The 24,923-nt window shown below is 64.7% G+C and carries 26 protein-coding genes; 14 read left to right on the top strand and 12 right to left on the bottom strand.

From position 1 onward, the window contains the following. The first annotated feature begins 113 nt into the window (after positions 1-113). The gene (locus ACG2LG_RS19710) at positions 114-347 is read left to right on the top strand and encodes a hypothetical protein (protein ID WP_396261937.1); all 234 of its coding nucleotides are present in this window, start codon (positions 114-116) and stop codon (positions 345-347) included. Next, positions 344-778 (top strand): TA system VapC family ribonuclease toxin, encoded by a 435-nt coding sequence (locus ACG2LG_RS19705; protein WP_396261935.1) that lies wholly within the window; start codon positions 344-346, stop codon positions 776-778. Before ACG2LG_RS19710 ends, ACG2LG_RS19705 begins: the two co-directional genes overlap by 4 nt. A gap of 40 nt (positions 779-818) precedes the next feature. On the opposite strand, the gene ACG2LG_RS19700 is transcribed toward ACG2LG_RS19705, so the two are convergent. Then, positions 819-995, bottom strand: coding sequence for a hypothetical protein (locus ACG2LG_RS19700; protein WP_396261934.1), 177 nt, complete (start codon positions 993-995; stop codon positions 819-821). A 342-nt stretch (positions 996-1,337) separates the two neighbouring features. Here ACG2LG_RS19700 and ACG2LG_RS19695 point away from each other — a divergent pair, with 342 nt between their 5' ends. Continuing rightward, positions 1,338-1,586 carry a type II toxin-antitoxin system Phd/YefM family antitoxin gene (locus ACG2LG_RS19695; RefSeq protein WP_396261932.1) on the top strand — a complete coding sequence of 83 codons (249 nt, stop codon included), beginning with the start codon at positions 1,338-1,340 and terminating at the stop codon, positions 1,584-1,586. Then, positions 1,583-1,864 (top strand): type II toxin-antitoxin system RelE/ParE family toxin, encoded by a 282-nt coding sequence (locus ACG2LG_RS19690; protein ID WP_396261930.1) that lies wholly within the window; start codon positions 1,583-1,585, stop codon positions 1,862-1,864. Before ACG2LG_RS19695 ends, ACG2LG_RS19690 begins: the two co-directional genes overlap by 4 nt. 139 nt (positions 1,865-2,003) lie before the next feature. Here the strand turns inward: ACG2LG_RS19690 and fumC are convergent, their stop codons facing one another. The 4 genes from fumC to ACG2LG_RS19670 all read right to left on the bottom strand — a co-directional run bounded on the left by fumC (position 2,004) and on the right by ACG2LG_RS19670 (position 4,758). Then, the gene (gene fumC / locus ACG2LG_RS19685) at positions 2,004-3,404 is read right to left on the bottom strand and encodes a class II fumarate hydratase (protein WP_396261928.1); all 1,401 of its coding nucleotides are present in this window, start codon (positions 3,402-3,404) and stop codon (positions 2,004-2,006) included. 17 nt (positions 3,405-3,421) lie between these two features. Further along, positions 3,422-3,571, bottom strand: coding sequence for a hypothetical protein (locus ACG2LG_RS19680; protein ID WP_396261926.1), 150 nt, complete (start codon positions 3,569-3,571; stop codon positions 3,422-3,424). A 32-nt stretch (positions 3,572-3,603) separates the two neighbouring features. Continuing rightward, positions 3,604-3,768 (bottom strand): DUF1328 domain-containing protein, encoded by a 165-nt coding sequence (locus tag ACG2LG_RS19675; RefSeq protein ID WP_396261924.1) that lies wholly within the window; start codon positions 3,766-3,768, stop codon positions 3,604-3,606. A 99-nt stretch (positions 3,769-3,867) separates the two neighbouring features. Next, on the bottom strand, positions 3,868-4,758 hold the full coding sequence (locus tag ACG2LG_RS19670) for a CHAD domain-containing protein (protein ID WP_396261922.1): 891 nt from the start codon (positions 4,756-4,758) through the stop codon (positions 3,868-3,870). Positions 4,759-5,186: 428 nt separating this feature from the next. Between ACG2LG_RS19670 and ACG2LG_RS19665 the strand changes: the two genes are divergently transcribed. Next, the gene (locus ACG2LG_RS19665) at positions 5,187-8,093 is read left to right on the top strand and encodes a choice-of-anchor Q domain-containing protein (RefSeq protein ID WP_396261920.1); all 2,907 of its coding nucleotides are present in this window, start codon (positions 5,187-5,189) and stop codon (positions 8,091-8,093) included. Positions 8,094-8,153: 60 nt separating this feature from the next. Here ACG2LG_RS19665 and ACG2LG_RS19660 read toward each other — a convergent pair whose 3' ends face one another. Then, complete coding sequence (locus tag ACG2LG_RS19660; protein WP_396261918.1) at positions 8,154-9,119, bottom strand: homoserine kinase; 966 nt, start codon at positions 9,117-9,119, stop codon at positions 8,154-8,156. Positions 9,120-9,262: 143 nt separating this feature from the next. On the opposite strand from ACG2LG_RS19660, the gene ACG2LG_RS19655 reads away from it, so the two are divergent. Continuing rightward, complete coding sequence (locus tag ACG2LG_RS19655) at positions 9,263-10,108, top strand: NAD(P)-dependent oxidoreductase (protein WP_396261916.1); 846 nt, start codon at positions 9,263-9,265, stop codon at positions 10,106-10,108. On the opposite strand, the gene ACG2LG_RS19650 is transcribed toward ACG2LG_RS19655, so the two are convergent. From ACG2LG_RS19650 to rnhC, 3 genes are all read right to left on the bottom strand, one after another. Further along, positions 10,109-10,621, bottom strand: coding sequence for a septal ring lytic transglycosylase RlpA family protein (locus tag ACG2LG_RS19650; protein WP_396261914.1), 513 nt, complete (start codon positions 10,619-10,621; stop codon positions 10,109-10,111). A 117-nt stretch (positions 10,622-10,738) separates the two neighbouring features. Beyond that, a complete protein-coding gene (locus tag ACG2LG_RS19645) occupies positions 10,739-11,101 on the bottom strand; it encodes an HU family DNA-binding protein (protein WP_396261912.1) in 363 nt (120 codons plus the stop codon). A 39-nt stretch (positions 11,102-11,140) separates the two neighbouring features. Further along, on the bottom strand, positions 11,141-12,082 hold the full coding sequence (gene rnhC / locus ACG2LG_RS19640) for a ribonuclease HIII (RefSeq protein WP_396261910.1): 942 nt from the start codon (positions 12,080-12,082) through the stop codon (positions 11,141-11,143). 187 nt (positions 12,083-12,269) lie between these two features. Here rnhC and ACG2LG_RS19635 point away from each other — a divergent pair, with 187 nt between their 5' ends. The 3 genes from ACG2LG_RS19635 to ACG2LG_RS19625 are packed head-to-tail and all read left to right on the top strand — an operon-like array spanning position 12,270 to position 14,519. Beyond that, the gene (locus tag ACG2LG_RS19635; protein ID WP_396261908.1) at positions 12,270-13,292 is read left to right on the top strand and encodes an A/G-specific adenine glycosylase; all 1,023 of its coding nucleotides are present in this window, start codon (positions 12,270-12,272) and stop codon (positions 13,290-13,292) included. A 34-nt stretch (positions 13,293-13,326) separates the two neighbouring features. Beyond that, positions 13,327-14,091: a serine protease gene (locus ACG2LG_RS19630; RefSeq protein ID WP_396261906.1), complete on the top strand. Its 765-nt coding sequence runs from the start codon at positions 13,327-13,329 to the stop codon at positions 14,089-14,091. Next, a complete protein-coding gene (locus ACG2LG_RS19625) occupies positions 14,088-14,519 on the top strand; it encodes a hypothetical protein (protein ID WP_396261904.1) in 432 nt (143 codons plus the stop codon). The genes ACG2LG_RS19630 and ACG2LG_RS19625 overlap by 4 nt, the downstream gene beginning before the upstream one ends. Before the next feature lie 21 nt (positions 14,520-14,540). Here the strand turns inward: ACG2LG_RS19625 and ACG2LG_RS19620 are convergent, their stop codons facing one another. Both ACG2LG_RS19620 and ACG2LG_RS19615 read right to left on the bottom strand, forming a co-directional pair. Continuing rightward, positions 14,541-15,824, bottom strand: coding sequence for a sigma-54-dependent transcriptional regulator (locus ACG2LG_RS19620; RefSeq protein ID WP_396261902.1), 1,284 nt, complete (start codon positions 15,822-15,824; stop codon positions 14,541-14,543). A gap of 1 nt (position 15,825) precedes the next feature. Then, the gene (locus tag ACG2LG_RS19615; protein WP_396261900.1) at positions 15,826-17,187 is read right to left on the bottom strand and encodes a sensor histidine kinase; all 1,362 of its coding nucleotides are present in this window, start codon (positions 17,185-17,187) and stop codon (positions 15,826-15,828) included. A gap of 110 nt (positions 17,188-17,297) precedes the next feature. On the opposite strand from ACG2LG_RS19615, the gene ACG2LG_RS19610 reads away from it, so the two are divergent. Further along, entirely contained in the window at positions 17,298-19,439 is a 2,142-nt protein-coding gene (locus ACG2LG_RS19610) for a TonB-dependent receptor plug domain-containing protein (protein WP_396261898.1), read from the top strand. Positions 19,440-19,532: 93 nt separating this feature from the next. Here the strand turns inward: ACG2LG_RS19610 and ACG2LG_RS19605 are convergent, their stop codons facing one another. Beyond that, positions 19,533-22,550, bottom strand: a complete 3,018-nt coding sequence (locus ACG2LG_RS19605; RefSeq protein ID WP_396261896.1) for a c-type cytochrome — start codon at positions 22,548-22,550, stop codon at positions 19,533-19,535. Positions 22,551-22,652: 102 nt separating this feature from the next. On the opposite strand from ACG2LG_RS19605, the gene ACG2LG_RS19600 reads away from it, so the two are divergent. The 4 genes from ACG2LG_RS19600 to ACG2LG_RS19585 form a co-directional block, all read left to right on the top strand. Further along, positions 22,653-22,880, top strand: coding sequence for a DUF433 domain-containing protein (locus ACG2LG_RS19600; protein ID WP_396261894.1), 228 nt, complete (start codon positions 22,653-22,655; stop codon positions 22,878-22,880). Continuing rightward, positions 22,877-23,263: a DUF5615 family PIN-like protein gene (locus ACG2LG_RS19595; protein ID WP_396261892.1), complete on the top strand. Its 387-nt coding sequence runs from the start codon at positions 22,877-22,879 to the stop codon at positions 23,261-23,263. The genes ACG2LG_RS19600 and ACG2LG_RS19595 overlap by 4 nt, the downstream gene beginning before the upstream one ends. 40 nt (positions 23,264-23,303) lie before the next feature. Next, a complete protein-coding gene (locus ACG2LG_RS19590) occupies positions 23,304-24,242 on the top strand; it encodes a sugar phosphate nucleotidyltransferase (RefSeq protein WP_396261890.1) in 939 nt (312 codons plus the stop codon). Positions 24,243-24,501: 259 nt separating this feature from the next. Then, positions 24,502-24,923 (top strand): OmpH family outer membrane protein (locus tag ACG2LG_RS19585; RefSeq protein ID WP_396261888.1); only part of this gene is annotated, 422 nt, incomplete at its 3' end.

Genomic DNA, 24,923 nt, shown 5'->3' with positions numbered 1-24,923 from the left:
CCGGCGCGCTTCGTAGCGGGTTGATGCCGGAGAATCAATGGGAGAGGCAGGAAATGGAGAGGCTGGAAAGCGGGCTTTTGACATCTGATGTGGAATATTCTACATCATGATGCATGAGGACCACGCTCGATCTCGAAAAGCCGGTGCTGGATGCGCTGAAGGAGCTGCGCCGGAAAGAGAAGCGCTCCTTGGGCCAGATTGCATCGCGACTGCTGGCCGATGCCCTGAGCCGCGAGCTTTCCGGCGGGAAGCCGGTCGAGCCCTTTGAGTGGGAAACGGCTTCCATGGGGGCCAAGGTGGACCTGGCCGACAAGGACGCGGTGTATCGAGCGATGGGTGAGTCATGAGCTACTCGATCGATGCGAACATCCTGCTGTATGCCAGCAACACGTCTTCACCGCAGCATGCGGCGGCGAAGGAATTCGTTATTTCACGCGCCGGGGATCCCGACCTGCTGTGTCTGACCTGGCCGGCACTGATGGCGTACCAGCGGATCGCGACGCATCCGGCGATCTTTGAGAACCCCCTCGATCCCACAACGGCCTGGCGCAATATTTGCCGACTACTGGCGCTCCCCAGAACACGGGTGATCGGAGAAGAAGATGGCTTCGCCGAGGACTATGCGACGGTGGCCAACGCTGCGGCCGTGCGTGGCAATCTCGTGCCCGACGCCCACATCGCGACCCTTCTTCGCCAGCATGGAGTTGGGCGCATCTACACCGCCGACACCGACTTTCGCAAATTCGAGTTCCTGGAGGTGGTGAATCCGCTGAGATAATCGGTGGCGCCGCAGCCAAGAATGCCAACGGGGTCCGGATTCAGTTTGAATAGGCAGGAGCGAAGAGTGACGAGTTCTCGTTCAAATCAACACGCCCCATGCGTTTGACAGCCTCCATGTCGCCGAGAGGAGGGTGCAAGGGACGGGCGATGGCTGAATCCTTCAGCGTTTCGTCGTCCGACGGCGTGCGGGTGATCTCTTTCGTTGCGACCGTCACGCAGCCGGGAAGGACAGGTATAAGGTGTCATATAAGGTGTCAGGCAAACAGAATCCGAATCCGTTGGAAACATCGAAAAATCAACGGTTGGTGGCGTTCTCAAGTCGGCAGGGACGGAGCGGATTTCGGGATGGGATTCCCGCGGGGTGAACCCGTGGCGACTTGCCGGCGTCCCTGCGGGACTGAAGAGCAGCGCCGAGTGATCCCTGATCAGCAAGCAGTGGTGGAAAACGTGTGGTTCAGACACCGTTTCGAGTCAGGCCGGAAGCGCATGGGGTAAAACGCTGGTTCTTGGCGATAACAAGTCTTCCGTTTTTTCGGAAAAGGGGATACTTTGTTGCCATGGCCGACACCTACACCATCAAGACCGCGCAGCAGAAGCTTTCCGCTCTGGTGGCGGAGGCTGCGGACCATCCGGTGACCATTACCAAGCAGGGGCGGGCGGTGGCCGTCCTCGTATCGATCGAACGCATGGAGGCCATTGGTGAAACCATGGAACTCCTGGCCGATCCCAAGGCGATGTCCGCGATCCGCAAACATCGCGAAGGCACGGCGGTGTATCACGATGTTTCCGCACTCGACGAACCGTGATCACCGTCCGGGTTCAGGAGGAAGTGGTGGATTATCTCCGAAGGCTGGCCCCGGAGCCGCGCCATGCACTGCGTCTTGCGATCAGGGACCTGGCGCAGGAAAAAGGCGACATCAAGCCGCTCACCGACGACCTGGAAGGGTTTTACCGCCTGCGCGTCGGATCTCATCGGGTGGTTTTCGAATATCAAGTGATCGATGGCCGGCGCGTCATCACCTGTGTGTTTGCCGGGCCGCGCAAATGGATCTACGAAGTCTTCCAGAGCCGCTTGCTGGAATGAGGCCACGACCCCTGGGTTCTCGATTCGGTGACGGCCCGGTGCCATGTCCTTCGTCTGTTAGGCCGCCCCAGAACACGGGTGATCGAGCGTCGCTCCGGGATCGGCCGGAAGTTGTGCGCTTTGGGGAGGGCCATTCGGGCTAGGCCCGAGGTTTCGGACCGGTCATCGCTCGGGCATCCATCAGCCGGTCGAAGGTCTCCGCATCCACTTCGCCGGAGGCCAACGCCTCCTCGCGCAGGGTCGTGCCGTTGGCATGTGCGGCCTTCGCGATGGCCGCCGCGCGGTCGTAGCCGATCTGCGGGACGAGTGCCGTCACCTGCATCAGGCTTCTCTCCAGCAGATCCCCGATCCGTTCTTCGTCGGCCCCGATCCCGTCGACGCAGCGCAGCGCGAAACTTTCCGCCGCATCGCCGAGCAGACGCATCTGGCGCAGCAGGCCGTGGATCATCATCGGCTTGTAGGTGTTCAACTCGAACTGCCCCTGGCTGCCGGCGATGCCGATGGCGGCGTCGATGCCCATCACCTCCACCGCGACCTGGGTCAGCGCCTCGCACTGGGTCGGGTTGACCTTGCCGGGCATGATCGAGGAGCCGGGCTCGTTGGCCGGCAGGATCAGTTCGCCGATGCCGCACCGCGGGCCGGAACCGAGCATCCGGATGTCATTGGCGATCTTGAAAAGCGAGGCTGCCACGCCGCGCAACACGCCGGACATGGCGACGACCGCATCGTGGGCGGCCAACGCCTCGAAGCGGTTTCCGGCGGCAACGAACGGTTCTCCGGTGAGTCCGGCGATCCGAGAGACGATTCGTTCCGCGAAGCCCTCGACCGTATTCAGCCCGGTGCCGACCGCTGTGCCGCCCTGGGCCAGTTCGAGCAATCCGGGAAGCGCCGCGCGCACGCGATCGATCCCGAGTTCCACCTGTCGGGCGTAGCCGCTGAACTCCTGCCCGAGGGTGATCGGCGTCGCATCCTGGAAATGCGTGCGGCCGGTTTTCACCACCCCTTCGAACGCCCTCACCTTGCGCACGAGGGCGGCATGCAGGCCCTGCAGTTTCGGCAGAAACCGCTTGTTGAGTTCCGACACCGCCGCCATGTGCATCGCACTCGGAAAGGTGTCGTTCGAGGATTGCGACAGGTTGACGTGGTCGTTCGGATGCACCGGATTCTTGCTCCCGAGCTCGCCACCAAGGATCTCGATCGCCCGGTTGGCGATCACCTCGTTCACGTTCATGTTGGACTGCGTTCCCGATCCGGTCTGCCAGACGACCAGCGGAAAGTGATCGTCCCACCGCCCGTCGCGGACCTCGCGGGCCGCCTCCGAGATGGCGCCCGCCTTTTCGGCATCGAGCAGGCCAAGGTCGCGGTTGGTCTCGGCTGCGGCCTCCTTGATCAGGGCGAGCGCGTGAACGACCTCGACCGGCATGCGCTCGCCGCCGATGGGAAAGTTTCCCAGCGATCGCTGCGTCTGCGCACCCCAATATCGGTCGGCCGGAACCTCGACCGAACCCAGGCTGTCGGACTCGTTGCGGAAGCGGGCCATGAACGAATGCTGTTGGATTAGTCCGTGGCCTCCTCGACCGCGTCGCCAACCTCCTCGGTGGCATCTTCGATGTCGTCGGCGGCCTCTTCGGCCGGCGACTTGTCCTCACAGGAGGCGAAGACGAGGAAGGGTAGGAGGAGAAGAACGTTCCGGAGTTTCGTTTTCATGATCTTCGAATTCAGGTTTCGGGGGTGGGGGATCAACGCTTCTTCACGAGGTTCATGATCAGCGAGACCACGAACAGGACGAGGAAGATGAAGAAGATGATCTTTGCGATCTCCGCCGCTCCGGCGGCGATCCCGCTGAATCCGAAGGCGGCGGCGATCAGTGCGATGACGAGAAAAATGACGACCCAGCGTAGCATGATGATTTGTGAATTTCCGGCGAGACCCGAATGGTCGCAGGAACCAGCATGATAGATGCATGCTCCCGGGATGCACGGGATTTCTGGCAAGAATCCTTTTCAGGTATCTAACAGACGCTGCAACCGACCCGTGATCTCGTCCGGCTTCTCGGCGAACAGCCGGCGACCGCAAAGTGCCGCCTTCCGGCGAAGTTCCTCTCGTCGCTCGTGGATCAGTCCGGACAGGATCGTCATGACCTCGCGATTGCCGTAGTCCGCGAACTCCTTCTCGAGGTGCGCCTGGAAAACCGCGAAATCGTGCTCACGCCCCAGGAGATCGGCGAGGTGTTCCGCCTCCTTGCGGTGGGCTCGCATGACCGGCTTCCATACCTTCTCCAGCAGCTTCAGGTGGAAGCCGAGATACTTCGTGCGCTTCCGCCATTCATGGAACCGCTCGGTGGACGGCTGGGAAAGGGCGGCCTTCATCGCCTTCCGACCGCGCCGGTAGTTCTTCCGAAAGCCGCTGAGACAATCACCGAGTCCATCGATCCTGCGGGTCCACTTGTCGAGCCGTTCCCTTCCCGCTTCGATCTCGCTGGCAAAGGTCTCCAACCTCGCGTCCAGGTCGGTTTCCACTTCGGCCCGGTGCTGCTTCTGCAGCGTCAGCTGTCGGCGCACCGGAGCGAAATCCTGTCGCTCGAGCGGACCCTCGTAGCGATCCATCAGCCGGTCGTAGGCCTCGATCAGCGCTTCGGCGTCGCGCAGCCCGGAGAGCGGGCGGGCAGCGTCCCGGTAGCGCACGTTTTCGCGGCGGTAGTCCTTGCCGATCGCCCCGCGGCACAGCCGCAGCAGAGCGCGCAGTTTCTTGCAGCGCTTGCGGACCTGATGGACGGCTTCGTGACGGTCGAGTTCCGGTTCTCCGAGTTCAGCCCGGGCGCGGTCCAACTGTTCGAGGGCGATTCGGCGGACCTCGGCAGCAGTTGGTGCCGGTGGATCGATTCGATAGCTCATGAGAATTCTCCTCGGGCCAACCACTCAACATCTTCACCCCGAGCCATGCAAGGGAGCTTCGTCAGATCTTGACCTCCTTTTCCTGTCCCTTGATTCAGCACCACCGGCCTCTCAAAAGCCTTCGGCAGAGCAAGTTCCCGGTGATCGGTCGGTGTGGAGGAGCCGGAAATCGGCGCCCTCAAGTAGCTGCGGCGCTCCTCGGTTCTCCTCCGCCACGTATGCCGGGCTACCTCATATTGAACCAAGTGATCCGGGATGGCGCTCGGTGTGGATTCGCGGTTGATTTTCCAGAGTGAGGCAGCCCTGGCCACGTACGCCGTCGAGATTTCTCCGGACTTGGATTCCTCGGGCTTTTCCCTAGGGTCGTCGGTTTGAGGCAGTCAGTCTCCCGCCTGAAGCAAGCTCGAAACTCCCACCAAGCCCCTCCAATGAGATCACCCATCGGCCCCTTCGTGTCTGGATCCCGCATCGCGCTTTTCTCAATCGTCATTTCGTCGGGGGTCACGGCGGACGACATCTATGTCAACGGAGCTGCCACGACCGGTTCCGATGATGGATCTTCCTGGGCAAACGCGTTTCTCACGCTGCAGGACGCGCTGGCCTCGGCGTCGGCCGGCGACACCGTCCACGTTGCGGAAGGGGTTTACTTCCCCGATGAGGGGGTGACCGTCGACGAAAACACCATCGAGGCGTCCTTTGTGGTTCCGCAGGGAGTGGTCGTGTCGGGGGGGTACAGCGGCACCGGTGGCGAGCGTGATCCAGACAGCTTTCCAACCATTCTTTCTGGCGATCTCAAACAGGACGATCTCAACGCGGACGGAAACTTCATCTCGGAAACTCCGGCCGACGTGGTGCCCTCGAATTCCACCCATGTGGTCACCTTGTCGGCGGCATGCGAACTCGATGGATTCATCATCACGGGTGGCCGGGCCGAAGATGGCATCGCGACGAACGGCACCCATGGGGGCGGACTGCTGGCCACCTCTGCCAGTGTGGTGTCGAACTGCCGCTTCTACGGAAACCACTGCACGGGCCGTGGCGGAGCCGTCATGGTCGTGGGAGCCGGCACCACCTTCATCAATTGCCTGTTTGCAGGCAATACGGCCGATGCCCGGGGCGGGGCTTTGGGCACCCTTTCCGGAGCAACGCCTTCCTTGATCAACTGCGTCTTCCTCGGCAACGAGGCCGAGCGTGGAGGCGGGCTCAATTTCAACGACTCGTCGCCGACGCTCACGAACTGTTCCATCTCGGGCAATTCCGGGACCATCAACGGCGGCGGCATTCAGGCGGCGGCCAATTCGGTTGTCACGCTGGAGAACACCATCGTTTGGAACAACCATGCGGCGGGATCGCGCTCGTCCACGGGTTCGTCCATCAACCTGCTTTCCGGCTCGACTTACTCGGCAACCACCAGCTTGCTGGAAAATGATGGTGGAACCGATCCGGTGTTTGTGACTCCGCCCAATCCATCGACCGCGCCCTCGGTCCAGGGGGATCTCCGGCTCACGGATGATGGCTCGCCGGCCTTCGATTCCGGGACCGACGCCGCCAACGGCGAACCCACGGATGTGCTTGGGAACGACCGAGTGGTCGGGCTGGCCATCGACATCGGAGCCTACGAGCTGTTCTCCGAGCTCTATGTCGATGGCACGGCAGTCGGCGGATTGGACAACGGCCAGAGCTGGGAAGATGCCTTTCTTCATCTCCGGGATGCCCTTGATGCCGCCGGCCCCCATTTCACCATCCACATTGCGGCGGGGGTCCACTATCCCGACGACGGCGCGACCGGTCAGAAGGACGACCCCACAAGTTCCTTCGTGCTCATCCCCGGATGCACCTTGTTGGGCGGATACCCCAATGGCGGCGGGCCACGTGATATCGAGAATGAGGTGACCGTCTTGAGTGGGGATCTGGAGCAGAATGAGTCCGATGAGGGCACCGGGTTCATTGTGAGCGACCCCGACGACATCCAAGGATTCAACGCCTATCACGTGCTCACGCTTGAGGGCGATGCCGCCCGCACCACCTTGTCCGGCCTCACCATCACCGGCGGTTCGGCGGATGACGGAACCAATCAGCCGGGAGCTTCCATCAGCTCTCCCAACATCGGCGGTGGCCTGATTTCCTTTGATTCCGATTTGCTGATCGAGTCCTGCCGCTTCATCGGAAACCGGGCCTACGATGCCGGGGGGGGAGCGTTTCTCGAAGGGACACGACACGAGGTTCGCGATTGCGAGTTCGTGGCCAACCATCTCACCGGATCAACCAGCGGAGGTGGAAACGGCCTCCTGGCCTGGTCGGCGGATGCGGGGATTCACGGCTGCCGTTTCGAGTCCAACGCGGGAAGGTCATCCACGCTCAATCTGGGATCGCCCAATGGTTCGCCCACGCCTCGTATCGGGACCTACTCGGTGACGGCGTGTGATTTTCTCGGCAACGTGGTCCTTGGCGGCAGCAGCGGAATCAGCGTGAAGGATGTCACTTCCGCCGAAATCACCGGCTGTCGTTTCCAGGCGGGGGAGAGCGGTGTCGGGCAGGTCATCAACGCGAACGATTCCGATTCGGTTCTGGTCAGCGACTCCCTGTTTTCTGGCAATACCGGGAACAAGGTCATTTCGGCCAGTGTCAACATCGAAGTCGCCTTGCGCAACTGCACCCTGAGCGGAAATGACTCGAGCGCGTCGACCATCCTCGGGGGAATCAGTTTTCCGGGGGCGACCGCCAGTATCATCCGGTTGGAGAACACGGTTTCGTGGGGCAATGGGACCAATGGAAGTGAGATCGTCTCGGGTGACTCGACGATCGTCAGGGAGTATTCGCTGATCGAAGGCCAACCGGGTGGAGGCAATGGCAACCTCGACGGGTTGGGCGGTCTCGATCCGAGCTTCGTCAATCCGCTTCCGCCCACCTCCGCTCCCACCACCGGCGGCGACTATTCGCTGTTGCCGGCCAGCCCGTTGATCGAGGCGGGCGGCATTGTCACCGCGTCGCCCATCGATCTGGCCGGCAATCCGCGCTACTTCGATGCCGACGGCGATGGTTCCGTTTCGCTTCTGGATATCGGCGCGTATGAATACCCGGTCGCCATCATCGGGGGCCAGATGGTCAGGATCACCGATACCATGGTCGATCCGGCGAACGGGCAGATCACCCTCACCGTTGAATCCCTGGCCGCAACCCCTTACACCGTCGAATACAGCGAGACCATGAGCGAGACCGATTGGCCCGAGGGCCCGGATGGCGTGCTGACGGCGGGCACCAATACCGTCATCGTTCCCGGTTCGGCTTACGGTTGGCCGAAGGATAGAGTGTTCCTGCGGCTGGTCACCCCGTGACCACGCCGCCTCAAGTGAGCGGCTCACCGGTCGGCCTGCGGTGGCATTCAACCAGAGTGGTTATGGGTTCGAGCTCTTCTCCTCGACCACATGCACCCCGAGGGGGTTGATCTTCGAGACGTGGATCTGGTTTTCCAGGGGAACGGCGGAGAAAACCTTGCTGACCGCGTCGCCGACCTTGCGGGCGATTTCCTCTCCCTCGCAGAGGGCGAAGACCGAGGGGCCGGCGCCGGAGATGGAGAACCCGAGGGCCCCGGCCGACATGGCAGCGCGCTTGGCCTTGTAGAAATCCGGGATGAGCTTCTGGCGGCGGGGTTCGGCGATGACGTCGTGGATCGAGCGCGAGATGAGCCCGTAGTCGCTCTGGATGATGCCGCACAGCAGGCCGCCGAGGTTGCCGATCTGCTGGGTGGCATTGGTCACGGGGATGTCCTTGGGCAGGATCTCGCGGGCGACCTTGGTGAGGATCTCGATGTCGGGGTGGACGACCGCCGCCCACAGGTTGTCGGGGGCCGGCAGCTGGGCGACATCGAGTTCCTCATTGCTGCGGATGAAGACGATGCCACCGAGCAGGCAGGGGGCGACGTTGTCGGCGTGCCAGGCACCGTCGGCCGAGGCCTCGCCGGCCATGGCGAAGGGCAGCAGCTGTTGCTTGGTGAGGGGTTCGCCGATGAGCTTGTTGACCGCGTAGGCACCGGCCACGGCCGAGGCGGCGGAGGAGCCGAGTCCGGAACCGAAGGGCATCTTCTTGTGAATCTCCATCTCCACACCGCGGTCGGTCATGCCGAGGTGGCGCAGCAGGTCGAGGGCGGCGACGCCGGCGGTGTTCTGGTCGGCGGCCTTGGGCAGCTTGCCGTCGTCGCCGGTGATCGAGGTGATGTGCAGGCCGGGCTTGTCGTGGTGGCGGACGACGATCTCGTCGCCGGGCGAATCGATGGCGAACCCGAGCACATCGTAGCCGCAGGCCACGTTGGCGACGGTGGCGGGGGCGAAGACACGGACTTCCTGGACGGCTTCCTTGAGCATGGGGCGGGGGGCGTAGCAGCCCCGGCAGCGAATGTCGATGCCGGGATGGGAGTTGAACGGGCCCGCGTCCGGCCTGTGGACTGGTCGGCAGGCATGGTTCGATTTTGATCGAATCTCGGGCGGAGCGGGCTTTGTTGGAGGGCATGAGTGAAACGACCCCTCAAAGCATCGGCATTCTTGGACTTGGCATCATCGGTGAAATCTGGGCGGGGCACCATCATGCGGCGGGCAAGCTGGCCGGTGCCTGGAACCGGACCGCCAAGCCCGATTTTCCGATGTGGAAAGACACGGCGGCCGAAGTGGCGCGCGGCGCGGAGGCGATCCAGATCGTCGTCGCCGATCCGCCGGCGGTGCAGGGCGTCGTCGAGGCGATCCTGCCGGAGCTGGACGCGTCGAAGGCGGTCATCCAGTCGAGCACCATCGATCCGGACAGCAGCGGACGCTTCCGCGAGCAGGTGCTGGCGACCGGAGCGCGCTACCTTGAGGCGCCCTTCACCGGCAGCAAGCCGGCGGCCGAGCAGAAACAGACGGTGTTCTATCTCGGCGGCGACCGGGGACTGTGCGAGGCGGTCGACCCGCTGCTGGCGCTCGTTTCCGCGCACCGGCTCCACATCGGCGATCATCGCCAGGCCTGCGCGCTGAAGCTGGCGATGAACCTGAACATCTCCGCCCAGATGCAGGCGCTGGCCGAGGCGCGAGCGATTTGCTCGCGGTCGGGTATCGACGACGACACCTTCTTTGATGCGCTGTCGCGCAATGTGAGCTGCTCGGGCCTCACCCAGCTCAAGGAACCGGTGCTGCGCCAGAGCGATTTCCGCCCGATGTTCTCGGTGAAGCACATGCACAAGGACATGCGTCTCGCCAGCGGGATGTCGGAAAGCGGCGACTGCGAGCTGCTGAAGACCGTGACCGCCCGCCTCGCGGCGGCCGAGCAGGCCGGCTGGGGCGACGAGGACTTCGCGGCGCTGGCGAAGCTGCTCGGGGGATGATCAGAAAATTCCGAGGAACTTCCGCCGGCGTGGCTTGCGCTTGTACTTGCCGTCGCCGACCGAAAGCACCTCGACCTCGACGGTGGTCAGCCCCTGGTCGTAGAAGCCGATCTTCTTCGCGGCGCGGGGGGAGAGGTCGATGATGCGGCCGGCGATGAAGGGGCCGCGGTCGTTGACCCGGCACTTCACCGACTTGCCGTTCTCGAGATTGGTGACCTTGACCACCGAGGGCAGCGGCAGGGTTTTGTGGGCGGCGATCTTGTGCCACGGCATCACCTTCTCGCCGATCGCGGTGTTGCCGCGCTTGAGGCCGAAGAACCGCGACTCGTTGAACCACGAGGCGGTGCCCACTTCCTCGTAGTGGAGCGCCTGGTCGACGCTCATCGGGTAATAGGTCTGGCCGCGGACCGTGTAGCTGCCGTTCTTGTAGCCCTTGTAGTTTCCGCGCGGGTGGGCGCAGGAGGAAAAGAGGAGGGCAGTGAGGCCGAGCAGCAGGATGACAAGGAGGCGCACGGTCCGGATGATACTTAAGGAGCCTTAAGGATCAAGATTGGAGGCGGGATGGCGGGTCCGGACCCAGCGGGTCTTCGGCAGGATGCCAAAGACAGCCGGCGGAACGCCGGCGCTCTCCTACTCGCCCTCGCGCTCGCGGATCAGGGGGAGGGTCCGGGCGACCTGCTCCTTCATCTCCTTGCCGGGCTTGAACTTGACCACCGCCCGCGCCGGGATCGGCACGTCCTTGCCGGGGTTCTTCGGGTTGCGGCCGATCTTGGCCTTGGTCTCCTTCACCTGGAAAGCGCCGAAGTTCCGCATCACGACCGAGTCGCCGTTGGCGAGGGCGTCGGTGATCGAATCAAGCGTCTTCTGGATCACGTCGAAGACCTCCTGCTGGGTGAGACCCGTTTCGTTGCTGATTTTGACGACGAGTTCGCGCTTGGTGACGGTGGCCATGGGTCGAGGTCTTGGGAGACAATGAAGCGGGAGGATGGACACCACAGGATGCCGGATTTGTCCCGTTCAAAATTTCGAAAATCATGCGGATTCCGTGCCATCCGCGGCGGAATCTCCGAGGACCCGCCCGGTGGTGCGGAAATGCACCTTGGCGACCCGGTTCAGGGCGTCCTTCCCGTGACGGTCCACCAGTTCCCTGGCGGCGTCGATCACGGCGTCGGACGCGCCCAGGGGGAGGTGGATCCCGCCGGCGGCGGAGGTCTTTTCCATCCAGTCGACAAAGCGTTCGCGGGCGAGGATGGAGGCCGCGGCCACGGCGAGATCGGACTCCGCCTTGGTGCGCTGCTGGAGTTCGATGGAAACGCCGAGCTTGGCGAGGGCGCGCTTGAGCACATCGGGTCGGGCGAACTGGTCGGAGAGCGCGCGGGGGCAGTCGGGCTGCAGTTCGTGGAGCCGCTTGATCGCCCGGGCGTGGCCCCAGGCGAGCAGGCGGTTGACGTTGCCGAACGAGCGGTGGAGTTCGTTGTAGCGCTCCGGGCCGATGGCGACCACGACGTGGCGCAGGCCGGGTGTCTTGCGGATGATCCCGGCCAGCTTGCGGATCCGGGCGGCGCTGGTGATGCGTTTCGAGTCCATGATGCCGGCGTCGAGCAGGGCCCGGGCGCTGGACGCATCGGTGTAGGCGCCGGCGATGACCAGCGGGCCGAAGTAGTCGCCCTTGCCGCTCTCATCGATGCCGAAATGCGGCTCGAACATGTCCGGCTGGTTCACTTCCTCGTAGCCGAGCCGGGCTTCGCCGGTGATCTCGGGCTCGAGGGTGAAGCGCACGAAGTCGTCCGCCTCCTTGCCCTGGATCAGCACCTTGGGACCCTTCTGGTAGACGCTGACGTTCAGCTTGCCCTTCTTCGCGGAGAAAAGGGTATGGGGCCGGTCGCCGAACTCGAAGCCGTCCCGCTCCAGCACCCCGCGCAGTTTGTCGGCCTGATCCGGGGAAAGCATGACGGTGTGGGAGTTGGCAGGCACGGCGGGAGTCTTGAGTTCTGGGAACCAACATTCAAGGCGGTTGCGAAACAGGAGACCCGACACGGAACACCCAGTGTCCAACAAGGAATGTCCAATTTCCACCGACCGGCCGTGTGGTTTCCTTGGGAGTTGGACATCCCTTGTTGGACATTGGACATTCCATCTTCCTCCGGGTCATGGTGGCCGTGTGCTGAAGCCGCGTTTCGAGACCGATCCGCTGGAGGACCCCGGGTCCTTCCGTCGCGCGCTGGCGGCTTGGTTCCGGAACCACGGCAGGGACTACCCGTGGCGGCGGACCCGCGATCCCTACGCGATCCTGGTTTCGGAGGTGATGCTGCAGCAGACGCAGATCGCCACCGTGCTCGGCCGGGGATTCTACACGCGGTTTCTCGAGCGCTTCCCCGACACGGCGACCCTGGCGGCGGCCGAGGACGACGCTTTGCTCAAGGCCTGGGAGGGCCTCGGCTACTACCGGCGGGCGCGGATGCTGCGGGAGGCGGCGCGCACTGTGGAAGACGAGCACGGCGGACGCTTCCCCGATGACTTCGAGGCGATCCTGGCGCTGCCCGGGGTGGGCCGCTACACGGCGGGGGCGGTGTGGTCCTTTGCCTTCGGCAAGCCGGCGCCGATCGTCGATGGCAACGTCGCGCGGGTGCTCTCGCGCCTCCTCGACTCGGCCGATCCGATCGATGCGGGGCCCACGATGAAGCGCTTGTGGGAGGTGGCCGGCGAGTTGCTCGATGCCGCCGATCCGCGCACCCACAACTCGGCGCTGATGGAGCTGGGGCAGAGCCACTGCCGACCGGGCGTGCCGGACTGCCTCGGGTGTCCGGCCGGGAAATTCTGCCGCTGTCCGGAGCCCGCGGCCCTGCCGGTGAAGGCGAAGCGGGTCAAGGCGACCGCGGTCGACGAGGACCTCGTGTTTCTGCGCCGGGGCGACCGGGTGCTGATGCGCAAGCTCGAGGAGGGTCGTCGCGAGGGCATGTGGCGCCTGCCGGAGGGCGGGGGGGTCGGCGAGCCGGTCTATCAGGGGAAGTACGGCATCACCCGCTACCGGGTGACGATGCGCGTGCGGCCGGCGGAGAAGGGGCGGCGGGCGAAGTCAGGCGAGGCGTGGTGCGAGCTCGACGAGTTGGGGAAGCTGGTGATTCCTCCGGCGGATCGGAAGGCGCTCCGGGCATTGTTGCAGGATTCCGAAGAAATCGCGTGAGGCCGGGCGTTCCGCTGCCGTAGTCTTCGCCCGGATGTCATGGACCTTTCCACTCTCGATCGCGTGCGCGCTGGCGCTGATCGGCTGCACGCCGCCGCCGCCGCCGCCGGTGGTGACGGGTGGTTCGATCCCGGGTCGGGAGGTCTATCGGGACGCCGCGCGGCGTTTCGCCGCCGTGGTGGTTTCGGATCGTGACGACATCAACGACTGGATCAACGAGCGCTTCGCCCGGAAAAAGGCGCCGAAGGATGCCGACGGCGGTTCGGCGATCCCGATCACGGCCGACGGCTACTTTCTCACCGCGGATCATGTGATCGCTTCGGCAAAAGGCCGGCGCGTGGCTCTCCTCCTGCGGCGGGACGGCCGTCTCCGGGCGTTTCCGGCACGGGTCGTCTGGCGTGGCTCGGGCGGGGACGTCGCCCTGCTGCACGCCGAGGTGGCGACGCCCGACCACTACCGCTGGACCCCCGGCAACCGCTGGCTGCCCCAGGGAACCCCGGTCATGCATGCGGGCATCGCCACGGGATTCAGCAGTTCTCCGGGCCGACTGCTCACGCCGATCGAGCCCGATACGCCGTTTTCCGGTGGCCGTCGCTTCAAGCACGACATCCCACTCGAGCCGGGCGACAGCGGCGGGCCGGTGGTCGATGCCCGCGGGCTTCTGGTCGGCGTCAACTCGGCGGTTGAATACCTCGTGCCGCTCGAAACCGCCTTTTTCATCGAATCCGAAGCCAACCGCCCCAACGTTCCCCGGCTGATGGCCCGCATCGCGCGGGACCGTGCCTCCCGCTCCCGATGAAGTCCCTTGTCACAAGCCTCCTGCTGGCACTCTTCCTCACCTCGTGCGGCGGCGGCATGCACTGGACCGAGCGCGCCGCGCAGGACCGCATCATGCTGGTGCGCAGCGAGCCGCCGACCCTCGGCTACCGGCGCATCGTCTATCAATCCGCCGCCCATCCCGATCTCGGGCGCTTCATCGAGCGCAAGGGTCGGCCGGATTTCATCGCCGAGACTTCCGCCGACAACCGCCAGTACCTCGTGCTCTACTATCTCGACAGGAAGCACGCCTTCATCTGCCGGTCGTGGCGCGACCAGCCGAACATGATCATGTTCTCCGGCCCCCAGGACATCACCGACAAGGAGGTGAAGCTGCTCGGTGAGCTGAAGAAGAACGCCTCCGAGATCCCGGACTCGGGAATCGCGGCGGGGCGCATTTTGGTGCCCTGAAGCGGCGATCGTCGGGGCGGGTCAACGGTCGATCCGCCGGAGCTTGTTGCGCAGGGTGGTGCGGTTGATCGCGAGGGCCGAGGCGAGGTGGGACGGCTTGCCGTCGAAGCGGCGGAGCAGATCCTCGAGCAGCAGGTTCTCCAGGCTCGTGCTGAGTTCCTTGTAGTCGGGTTCCGCCTCCATCCGCCGCTCCACCCAGGCTTCGAGGGCCAGCGCCAGGGCGTCGTCCTCGCCGTGCCGGGCGGGAATGCCGGCGAGGTGCCCCGGGATATGATCCGGGGTGATGAGCCTCGCACCGGCGCTGGTGACGAGGGCGTAGTTGATCGCGTTCCGCAGTTCGCGAAGGTTGCCGGGCCAGTCGTAGTTGGCGAACACCCCGAGAACTTCCGGGGCGATCTGGGTGTTGGCCGCGGCGTTCAATTCGCCGAGAAAGCAGTCGCTGATCGCGGCGATGTCGTCGCGGCGTTCCCGGAGGAGGGGGAGGTCGATTTCGAGCACCTGCAGCCGGTAGTAGAGTTCCTGCTGGAGGGTCCCCTCGTTGACTCTCGGAAGCAGGCCCGCCTCGTCGGTCGTGACGATGAGGCGTGGCGCATGCTCCTTCGCCTGGTCAAGCACCCGCACCAGCAGGGTTTGCAAGCCGGCGGTGAGGGAATCGATTGCCTCGATGACCAGCTGGCCACCCCGGGTCGACTGGACGGCTCCGGCGAGGGTGTCCTCGTCCAACAGTGGGGAGGCATGAAGAATGTGGAACGGCCGGCCCGGCTCGGAGGCGTGCTGGATCAGCCGGGCGACCTGGCTCTTGCCCGTGCCGGTCGCCCCCCGGATCACCACCGGTTGGTCCGACGCGCAGGCGTGCGAGATCTGTCGGAAGACCGGACGCATGATGGGGGAGGCACCGACGAAGGGCGAGAACCGTCCTGCCGGCTGCTCCGGGGTTTCGGGTGAGGGGGACGCCGCGGCCACGAGCTCGAAGAAGGCCCCCAGTTCCTGAAAATCGACCGGCTTGTCGAGGAAGCGGGCGATGCCCAGCTTGCGCGCATCGATCGCGTTCCCGATCTCCCCGTGGGCCGTGATGACGGCGGTCTCGGGCTTGTGATCCCACCGCCACTCCCGCATCAGATCAAGTCCATGGCCGTCGGGCAGACCGATGTCCAGGAGGATGCCGTCCACGGGGCCGCGATCGAGGCGGTCGCGGGCCTTCGCCAGCGTGGGGGCGAGCAGGGTCTCCAGGCCGCTGCGTTCCGCCGCCGCGGCGATGGCGTTGGCGAGGGCATGGTGGTCTTCGACAATCAGCAGGGTCTTCATGTCAGCGGGAGAGCTTCTTCGGCGGGGCCTTCAAGGTGCCCGAGATCAGGGCACCGCCTGCGGCGTGGTTGCGGGCGGACAGGCTGCCTCCGTGGGCCTCGATCACGCCCTTGGCCAGAGCCAGACCGAGTCCCATGCCTCCCTCCCTCTCGGAGTAAAAGGTTTCCCCGAAGTGGGCGAGGGCATCCTCGGAAAAGCCGGACCCCTCGTCGGAGACGGTGAAGGCGATGTTGCCCGTTTCCTTTTTCGTCAGCTCGATGATGACGGTGCCCCCCTTCGGCATCGCCTTGATGGCGTTGTCGATGAGGTTCCGGAAAGCCTGCTCGATGCGCTGCGAGTCGCAGGCGATGGGAAGGCCCGGCGGGGCGACGATGTCGAGCCGGCAGTCGTGGAATTCCAGCAGGCCGCGCAGCTTGTTCTTCAGCGAATGGATGAGGGTGACCAGGTCCGTCGTGCTGCTCCGTGGGGGCTCGGGCCTGGCGACGAACAGCCATTGGTTGACGAGCGAAGTGATGTGCTCGCCGTCCTCGCGGATGAGCCTTCCCTCCGGTTCGGCACCCCGGTCCTCGAGCGCCTTGGCGTGCATGATGATCGCGGCGGCCGGGTTCTTGATCTCGTGCGCAAGGGAGGTCGCAAGTTGCCCGAGCAGCGCCATCTTTTCGGCATCGCGCCGGAGCTTCTGCTCTTCGAGGAGGGCGTCGCGCTCCTCGACCAGCGTGTGGGCGAGGATGCCGATCTCGTCCTTGCGACGGGTGAGTGGCGCCGGGAGCTGCATCTTCGTTTCGGCGGATGCGGAGGCGATGGCTGCGGCCAGTTTCTGGAGCGGCCCCACGACCGATCTCGCGATCAGGAAGGCCGCGGCAATGGCGACGAGGGTGATGCCCAGAAGCGGGATGACCGAGAGGCTTCTGGAGGATGCGAAGAGGGGCCGTGCGGGTTCGATCACCACGATGGAGCCGCGCCCGTCGGCAATCGGCCGGCACAGCGCCCGCAGCTTCGATTGGCTCACCATCCGTGGCTCCTGCTGCCGGGCGAGCTCGGCGATGGCCCTTTCCCCGGCCGACCAGTTCCAGCCCTCGACCAGTCCCTGCTCCGGCAGAAAGAACCCGACCCGGGAGCCGGTGATCACCGAGAGGTTCTCCGCCATGTGCCTCGAGCGGGGAACCTTGACCTGCTCGAGAAAGGTCGCATTGGCGGTGGCCACCTCGGTCATGCGCTTGCGGTCCAGCTCCCGCTGCTGGGAGGCTTCCCACAGCAGCCCGACCGTGCCCGCCGCCGCGGTGATCAGGATCTGGGGAAGAATGAACCTCCGGAAAAGACCTCCCCTGCTGCGGGGATGGGCGTTCGATTGGGGTGGGTTCATGTTCAACTTCGAGGCCATGGATGGATAAAAATTGTTCATTTGCAAAGTTATTGGTCAAAAGTTGCCAATTCCCTTGTCGTGCCGGGGTGGGTTTTGCGATTTCCGCCTCCATGCCCATCGCACCGTTCCGAAGCTTCGCCTGCCGATCGATCGTCTTCCTTCTTTCGACGCATGCGCTTTCCGCCCAGGATGCCCTCGACCCCCTGGTGGTCGAGGCGCTGCGCACCGATCAGGCGGTCGATCAGGTTCCCTACACCTTCGACCTGATCGATTCCGATTTTCTCAATGACACCAAGCGCCGGAGTCTTCCCGAGGCGCTGCAATTCACGCCCGGGGTGCTGGTGCAGAAGACCGCCCACGGTCACGGTTCGCCCTTCATCCGCGGATTCACCGGGCGGCAGAACCTGCTGCTGGTCGACGGGGTCCGATTCAACAACGCCCTCACCCGGGGCGGCCCGGTCCAGTACTGGAACACGGTCGATCCGTATTCGCTCGACCGCATCGAAGTGATCAAGGGCCAGGGATCGGTGCTCTACGGCAGCGACGCAATCGGAGGCACGGTCAATGCCATCACCCGCTCGACCGGCTTCCGCGACATGCCGGAGGGCGAGTATTTCAACCATGGCTCCGCCTACTACGAATATCGGAGCAACGGCGAGGGCTCGCACATCGGGCGGATCGAGTCGGCCACGGGCGTCGGTGGAAAATACGGCATCCTCCTCGGCGTGACCGGCAAGGACTTCGGCGACATCCAGGACACCGGGGTCGGTCGCATGCGCAACACCGGCTACCCGGAGCAGGACTTCGACCTCAAGTTCGAGCTGGCGCTCACGCCGGAGATCACGATGACGTTCCTCCACCAGTACGTGAACCAGGACGACGTCTGGCGCTGGCACTCGACGATCTACAACCCCGGCTGGCAGCACGACGGCAGCGTGGCCTCCCGCGGCACCTTCAATTCGCGGATCTACGACCAGGAGCGGAGCTTGACCTACCTGCGCTTCGAGGGCGAGCCGTCGGCGGTGGACTGGCTCAACCGTTGGAGCGCGACCTTCTCCTACCAGACCGGGAGCGATTCGGAGCTGCAGGATCGCTTCCCCAGCCCGGCCCAGCCGCTCCGCCCCGTGGACCGCCGCTACCAGATCGCCGACATCGACACGCTCGGGTTCGACCTCACCCTCGAGTCTCCCGTCGGCCCGGGGACCCTGATCTACGGCTTCGACTACTACCACGATTCGGTCGAGTCGGCGGGATACCGGGACCGCGGGGCGGGCATGCTCTACGACCCGAGTTTCCGTCCGGTCGCGGACGACTCGAACTACGACCTCTTCGGGGCCTTCGCCCAGTATGTCTGGCGTCCGGTCGACGATCTTGAGGTCACGGTCGGCGGCCGCTACACGCATGCCGAGGCGGAGTTGGGGCGGGCGTGGAATGCGACGCTTGGGCGGGATCTTTTCGGCCAATCCCGGAGCTGGGACAATTTCAGCGGTTCGCTGCGGGCGCTGTGGACGGTCAACGACTGCTGGAGCCTCTACGGCGGTGTTTCGCAGGCCTTCCGGGCGCCGAACCTGAACGACCTCTCCGGAAGCCTGACCACCCTCAGCGGCGTGGCCGCAGCGGGATCGGTCGACGTCGAGCCCGAGGAATTCATCATCTACGAACTCGGCACCCGCTATCGCAGCGGCCCGCTCAGCCTCGGTGCCGCGGCCTTCTACACCGACGGGAGCGACCTGATTGTCAGCGTGCCGGCGACGGCCGGTGGTGGGGGGAACGTGACGACCAATGCTTCCGATGCCTACGTCTATGGCTTTGAAGTCGATGGCGAGTGGCGCTTCGCCGACGACTGGGCGCTGTCGGGGTTCGTGGCGTGGCAGGACGGGCGCACCGACCGCGAGGCCTTCGTCGGCGGCCCGCCGGTTCATGACATTTCCTCGCGGATGGCACCGCTCACCGGTTCGCTGGCGCTGCGCTGGACGCGGCCGGATGGACGGCTGTGGGTCGAGGGCCGGGTGCTGGCGGCGGACAAGCAGGACGACCTCGAGCTGGCGGCTGCGGGAGACACCCAGCGGCGCCCCCCGCAGGGCACCCCCGGATATGTTGTCTGTATGCTTCACGCCGGCTGGCAGGCGACCGACTGGCTCGAACTGACCGGTGGTATCGAGAACATCACTGATGAGGACTACCGCATCCACGGCTCCGGCCAGAACGAGCCGGGCCTCAACGGCATCCTCGCGGCGAGGGTGAGCTGGTAGGGCCGGCCGATCAATGGACCGCGAGCTTCAGCTCGCACCTGCCACGGGATGGGAAAGCGAGCTGAAGCTCGCGGTCCGTCCGTGGCGCTCCTCTTACTGCCCGGCGGCGCGCAGGGATGAGAGGTAATCGATGAGCGAGGTGAACTCATCAATCGTGAGATTCGCCGCGAGTCCCGGCGGCATCATCGACTGCGGCAGTTCCTCCTCCCTGGTGACGTCCTTGCGCGAGACCTTGCTGGCGGCACCGGTGATGTCGCGGATTTCGATCACGCCGTCGGCCTCGCCGGTGACGAAGCCGAGCTTGGCACTGCCGTCCTTCAGCGTCAGCAGCGTGGTGCGGAAACCCTGGGCGACGACCTTGTTGGGATCGATGACCGATTCGATGAGGTAGTCGCGGGTGAACTTCGATCCTGCCGAGCCGAGGTAGGGGCCCTTCTGCTCGGCAGCGGCATCGACCGCGTGGCAGGCGATGCAGCCCTGCGCGGTATAGATGCGTTTCCCTTTTGCGACGTCGCCCTTGGCCTCCATGACCGTGGCGAGCACTTCCGCGGGCGGCAGTTCGACGACTTTCCTTCCGGCTTTCGCCGCTCCCGCGGCGGCGGCTTTCGCCAACTGGGCGGCGTCGATCGTCGCCTGGTTGTCCCAGTTCAGGCCCGCATCGATCTGCTGGTCGAAATCCGGGAGTTTCAGGTCGGCAATGGCCAGGAAGAAGCCGACTTCGAGCGGGTTCTGGTCGACGTGCTTGCGGACCTCGCTCTTCCAGCGGTCCTTGGCGAGCGGGCTGTTCATCACGGTGAGCAGCGCCTTCCACGCGATGCGGCTGGTGGTGTCGTCACCCTTTGCGGCGATCTGACGGAGTGGCTTCACCTCCATGCCGCGCTGGGTCTCGTTGATGAAGTCCTCGGTCAGCTGACCGGCTTCGGCAGGAGCGCTCTCGTCTTCCGACCATCCGGCGAGGACGGCGAGTCGGAGCGGCATCGCCTCCTTTTCGCCGGCCCGGGTCAGGGCCTGATAGCAGAGGACTCGCTGCGAGGCCGTACGCTCCGGGTCCTTGGCGGCCTCGACGAGAATCTTGAGCTGCTGTCCGCCCGGCCTGGTCATGGCCAGGGCCGTGAGCACCGGGTCCATGCCTTCGAACTTGAGTTCCGACACCGGGATGCGGTTGCGGGCGATCGCGTCGAGGTAGGCCGGGTGCTGGTCCTTGGAAAGAAGGCCGAAGCCCCTCTCCAGCGTCGCACGGATGGTGTCGGAGGCTTCCCACGTGACCGGCGCGAAATACGGGCCGCGGTCATCGGGCCGGGTGCCCCACCATGACTTGAGGTCCCAGGGTTGTTCGCGGAAATGCAGGCGTGCCAGGGCGATCAGCGCGTCGAGCCGGAGTTCGTCGTCGCTGGTGGTTTCCACCAGTTGCACGAGGCCTGCGACGGATCTGTCGGAATGGATGCGCTGCAGCGCCCGGAGTGCGAGCCCGCGCTGGTCCGCGATCTCGACCGCCGCGAGCAGGGCGGGGACGTTTCCGAGCGATGAGAGGGTGGCGATGGCGGTGTGGCGGAGACGGGGGGACACCCCCTCGTCCTTCCATCCGGTGGATGCCGAAAGGATGGCCGCGGTCGCGTCCGCGGCGTCAAGTCGCTGCAGGCCGACCAGGCCCTGCAGCACGACCCGGGCGTCCTTGTCGGTCAGTGCGTCGAGGTAGGGTTTCACCGGCACGCCTTCAAGCTGGGTCAGACGGTCGGTCATGGCGCGAAGGGCGAACTCGCGGACCGCGGCGTCGCCGACCAGCTCGGCGAGGTGGCGGGTACTATCTTTGCCGTAGAGTTGCTTGAACGTGAAGATGGAGCAGGCCCGGACGTGGCGGGACTGGCCGGCGTCCTTGGCGAGCGCGAAGATTTTCTCGGCGAAGAGCGGCTTCGCGCCGCGCCTGAGGATTTCCTGCTGCGTTTCGAGCCGCTGCACGGCGCTCGCCGAGGCCAGCAGGGCGGGCAGTTCCTCGTCGCTGGCCCGGGTGACGTCCTGATAGCGGGCCGGGGTGCCGCCGGTCGGTTTGACGAGGTGGATCATGCCGACGGGTTTTCCCTTGCCTGCAAACTTGTATTGCCCGCCGCGCCAGTCGGCGAGGTAGAGGCGCGAGAAGCCATCGACGTCGATGTCGGTGGCTCGCGGCAGTTTCTCGAAGACCTCCTGCCCGATCTTGAACGAGGCACCCACCTTCTCGTGCGGGTGGTAGTAGATGTTTCCGGTGGTCCAGTCGCAGGAGAAGAGCATGTCGCCGAACCCTCCGGGGAAACCGGGTTCGGAAACCCAAAGGCCGCCGGTGCCGGAACCCCCGCCGTAGTCGGCGAGCGGTGCGATGGCCTCGTCGGCGAAGTTCTGGTAGAGGCGCGGGTAGCCGTGGTCGCCGAGGGCGGTGTAGTGGTGGAAGCGGGTGTTCCAGCCCTTGCCGTCGTTGGTGTTGTCGCGGCTGAACATGTCGAGCTCGGGCGAGATCGCGACGTCGCAGGTGTTGCGGGTCATCAGCGCGTAGGGCTCCATTTCCGAACCATCCGGACGCACCCGGACGATGCCCCCGCCGTGCAGGGTGTAGCGGGTGCCATCGGTGCCGACGGCATCGGCCATGCCGAAGTCGCCGACTGAAACATAGAGCCACCCGTCGATGCCCATGCGCACGCCATTGGTCGTGTGGTCGGCACCGCGCGGGTGTTCGATCCCACCGCCAAAACCCTTGACCAGCTGCTTCTTCTCATCGGCCACTCCGTCGCCGTCGGTGTCGCGGAACGTGCTGAGAAAGGGTGGGTGAATCAGGTAGAGCGTGTCGCCGACGATGTGGCCGCCGCGCGGGCTGTCGACATCGGGGACGAAATGCACGAAGTCGTCGGCCTTGCCGTCGCCGTCGGTGTCTCGGCAGCGGATGATGCGCCCCATGCCCTCGTCCTTTCCGAGCGAGCCGTTCTGGTCGGAGGAGACATACACATCCCCGTTGGGCGCCACAGTGATCGCGGCCGGGTAGTCGGCATTCGGCGGGCCGGCGAACTCCTGAATGACGAAGCCATCCGGCACGGCCGGAGCGGGGATGGCGAGGGCGGCGAGGGTGAGGGCGAGGCGGGTCATCATGCTTGTGAGCGGCTCAATACGTGGAAAATCCGTCGATTTCTCGTGGATTTTCACGGTGCCCGCAGCTTGCGGACGGGTCTCGAATCGATTACATCCTCGTCCATGGAGAAATCGGAGTGGATCACCGCCGACCCTCAGGTGATGACCGGGATGCCCTGCATCCGGGGCACCCGAATCACGGCTGCAAACATCGTGAGACAGATTGCGGCCGGGCGGAGCGTCGAGGCCTTGTGTCAGGATTATCCAGCCCTGACGCCTGAAGCCATCCGGGCGGCGCTTGAGTTTGCAGCGGAGCTTTCTTCGCAGGAGACCTACGAGATCGCCTCGTGACCATCATTCTCGATGAGAATCTTCCGCTGAGGTGGAGGGAGTATCTTCAGGTCCAATCGCACGAGGTGCTCCACTGGACGGAAATCGGTTCGCCGGGCGACTCGGACGAAGTCATTCTCGAAGAAGCTCTTCAACGAGATGCCCTGATCCTCACGCAGGATCTTGACTTCACGAGGCTTCTCGCTCTCCGGGGGACGCGGTTGCCCAGTGTGGTCCAACTGAGGGTTGCATGCCCGATACCCGAAGAGGTCGGGGCCCAGGTTCTTGAGGTTTTGGAGTCCCATGCAAACCAGTTGGCCACAGGATGCCTCGTGAGTCTGAATGCGGCGGCGCATCGCATCCGCTTGCTGCCTCTCAAGCGAAAGGGTGACTTCGGTGATTAATCCCTTGCCGCCCCCGGGGATTCCCCGGAAACCCAAGGCCGTGATCCAAAAGGCCTTCCTTCTCGGTGCCGGACTCGGAACCCGGCTGCGGCCGCTCACCGACCTGCTGCCGAAGCCGCTGGTGCCTCTCTTTCACCGGCCTCTCGTTGAATGGGCGATGGAGGCCTGCGCCGCCGCCGGCGTCCGGGAGTTTGCGATCAACACCCACCACCTGCCGGAGCGATGGAGAATTGCGGATTGCGGATTGCGGATTGCGGATTGGAAAGAGGGCGAGGTGAAAGGGCTGAACGGCGCCGAAGCTCTTTGCGGGCGCTGGCAGGGGATGCCGGTGCACTTGTTCCACGAACCCGACCTGTTCGAGACGGGAGGGGGTATCTGGAACATCAGCCCCTGGATCGGGGATGAACCGGTCCTCGTTCACAATGGCGACGTCTTTTCCTCGATGGACTTGTCGAAAGTGATCGCTGCCCACGAGGCCTCCGGCGATGTCGTCACCCTGGCGCTGCGCTCCGAGGGCCCAGCGCGGTTCATCGCGATCGAAGGTGATCGGGTGATCGACATCCGCAACCTGCTGGACCGGGCCCCGGGCACCCACCTTTTCACGGGGATCTACGTGTTTTCGCCCGAGCTGCTGAAGTGGATCCCGCCCGCCGAGAAGATCACGGTGCGGGACACGTTTGTGGAGCTGGCGAGAGCAGGGCGGCTGGGTTCGGTGGTCCTCGACGAGGGCGATTGGTTGGATCTCGGTGATCTTGCGAGCTACCTCAAAGCCCATCGGGAGCTGGGACTTGCCGATCCGGTCCATGCGGACGCGCGGATCTCCCCGGGGGCGACCCTGATCGACTCGGTGGTGGGTCCCGGAGCGGAAATCGGCGACGGAGCCAAGGTGGAGCGGTCCGTGGTCTGGCCCGGCGCGAGCGTGGGTGCCGGAGAGGTGATCGCCGATGCGGTGGTCACGACCGATGGCGTGGTTCGTTGAGCCTCTTGCCGGTTTGGTCGCTACGGCTTTCTTGAACCGCTGAGGCACAGAGATCGCAGAGGCAGCGCAGAGTATTGAGAGCGGAAATCAAGGGGTTTTTAAGATTCTCGATCCAGTCTGGCTCTGTGAACCTCTGCGTGCTCCGCGTCTCAGTGGAGAGCCAAGTGCTGAGTTGATTCAGGGGATGTTTCCATGGGGTGGAGCGAGGAAAGGAAATTTTCCGAGGGGTCGGGCGGGTGACGGTCGTTACAGGGGTGAAATGAAGCTGATTCCCATCCTATTCCTCGCCCTTGGCGGACTCGTGGCCGCTCAGGATGCAACCCTCGACATCGCGACCGTGGACATGCAGTCGCTGTTCAAGGAGTACCACCGCACCAACGAAGCCCAGAAGCAGATCAACATCGAGCGCGCCCGCATCCAGAAGGAGAACAACGAGCGCCTGGCGCGCATCCGCGAGCTGGACACCGAGCTGCAGAACATGCGCAAGCAGCTCGACGATCCGTCGATTTCCGACTCGAAGAAGCAGAGCGTCTACCAGGAATGGCAGATGAAGCAGAACGAGGGCATCGCGCTGGACCGCGAGCGTCGCGAGTTCCTGCAGCGCCGCAACCAGGCGCTCAACGAGAAGATGGTGCAGCGGATGAAGGGGATCCTCGAGGAGATCCGCAAGCTGGTGGAGGA

The sequence above is a fragment of the Haloferula sp. A504 genome (assembly GCF_044385805.1).
Taxonomy (GTDB): Bacteria; Verrucomicrobiota; Verrucomicrobiia; order Verrucomicrobiales; family Akkermansiaceae; genus Haloferula.
Note: the sequence above shows the minus strand (reverse complement) of the source record. Positions and strands in the feature narration are given on the sequence as shown.

What these genes read in the sequence shown, in the direction of transcription:
- ACG2LG_RS19665 (WP_396261920.1), top strand. Translation starts at nt 5,187, where the DNA reads ATGAGATCACCCATCGGCCCCTTCGTGTCTGGATCCCGCATCGCGCTT.
- ACG2LG_RS19625 (WP_396261904.1), top strand. Translation starts at nt 14,088, where the DNA reads ATGAAGTCCCTTGTCACAAGCCTCCTGCTGGCACTCTTCCTCACCTCG.
- ACG2LG_RS19615 (WP_396261900.1), bottom strand. Translation starts at nt 17,187, where the DNA reads ATGAACCCACCCCAATCGAACGCCCATCCCCGCAGCAGGGGAGGTCTT.
- ACG2LG_RS19620 (WP_396261902.1), bottom strand. Translation starts at nt 15,824, where the DNA reads ATGAAGACCCTGCTGATTGTCGAAGACCACCATGCCCTCGCCAACGCC.
- ACG2LG_RS19605 (WP_396261896.1), bottom strand. Translation starts at nt 22,550, where the DNA reads ATGATGACCCGCCTCGCCCTCACCCTCGCCGCCCTCGCCATCCCCGCT.
- ACG2LG_RS19710 (WP_396261937.1), top strand. Translation starts at nt 114, where the DNA reads ATGAGGACCACGCTCGATCTCGAAAAGCCGGTGCTGGATGCGCTGAAG.
- ACG2LG_RS19660 (WP_396261918.1), bottom strand. Translation starts at nt 9,119, where the DNA reads ATGCTCAAGGAAGCCGTCCAGGAAGTCCGTGTCTTCGCCCCCGCCACC.
- ACG2LG_RS19705 (WP_396261935.1), top strand. Translation starts at nt 344, where the DNA reads ATGAGCTACTCGATCGATGCGAACATCCTGCTGTATGCCAGCAACACG.
- ACG2LG_RS19680 (WP_396261926.1), bottom strand. Translation starts at nt 3,571, where the DNA reads ATGAAAACGAAACTCCGGAACGTTCTTCTCCTCCTACCCTTCCTCGTC.
- ACG2LG_RS19695 (WP_396261932.1), top strand. Translation starts at nt 1,338, where the DNA reads ATGGCCGACACCTACACCATCAAGACCGCGCAGCAGAAGCTTTCCGCT.
- fumC (WP_396261928.1), bottom strand. Translation starts at nt 3,404, where the DNA reads ATGGCCCGCTTCCGCAACGAGTCCGACAGCCTGGGTTCGGTCGAGGTT.
- ACG2LG_RS19675 (WP_396261924.1), bottom strand. Translation starts at nt 3,768, where the DNA reads ATGCTACGCTGGGTCGTCATTTTTCTCGTCATCGCACTGATCGCCGCC.
- ACG2LG_RS19630 (WP_396261906.1), top strand. Translation starts at nt 13,327, where the DNA reads ATGTCATGGACCTTTCCACTCTCGATCGCGTGCGCGCTGGCGCTGATC.
- ACG2LG_RS19655 (WP_396261916.1), top strand. Translation starts at nt 9,263, where the DNA reads ATGAGTGAAACGACCCCTCAAAGCATCGGCATTCTTGGACTTGGCATC.
- ACG2LG_RS19610 (WP_396261898.1), top strand. Translation starts at nt 17,298, where the DNA reads ATGCCCATCGCACCGTTCCGAAGCTTCGCCTGCCGATCGATCGTCTTC.
- ACG2LG_RS19600 (WP_396261894.1), top strand. Translation starts at nt 22,653, where the DNA reads ATGGAGAAATCGGAGTGGATCACCGCCGACCCTCAGGTGATGACCGGG.
- ACG2LG_RS19670 (WP_396261922.1), bottom strand. Translation starts at nt 4,758, where the DNA reads ATGAGCTATCGAATCGATCCACCGGCACCAACTGCTGCCGAGGTCCGC.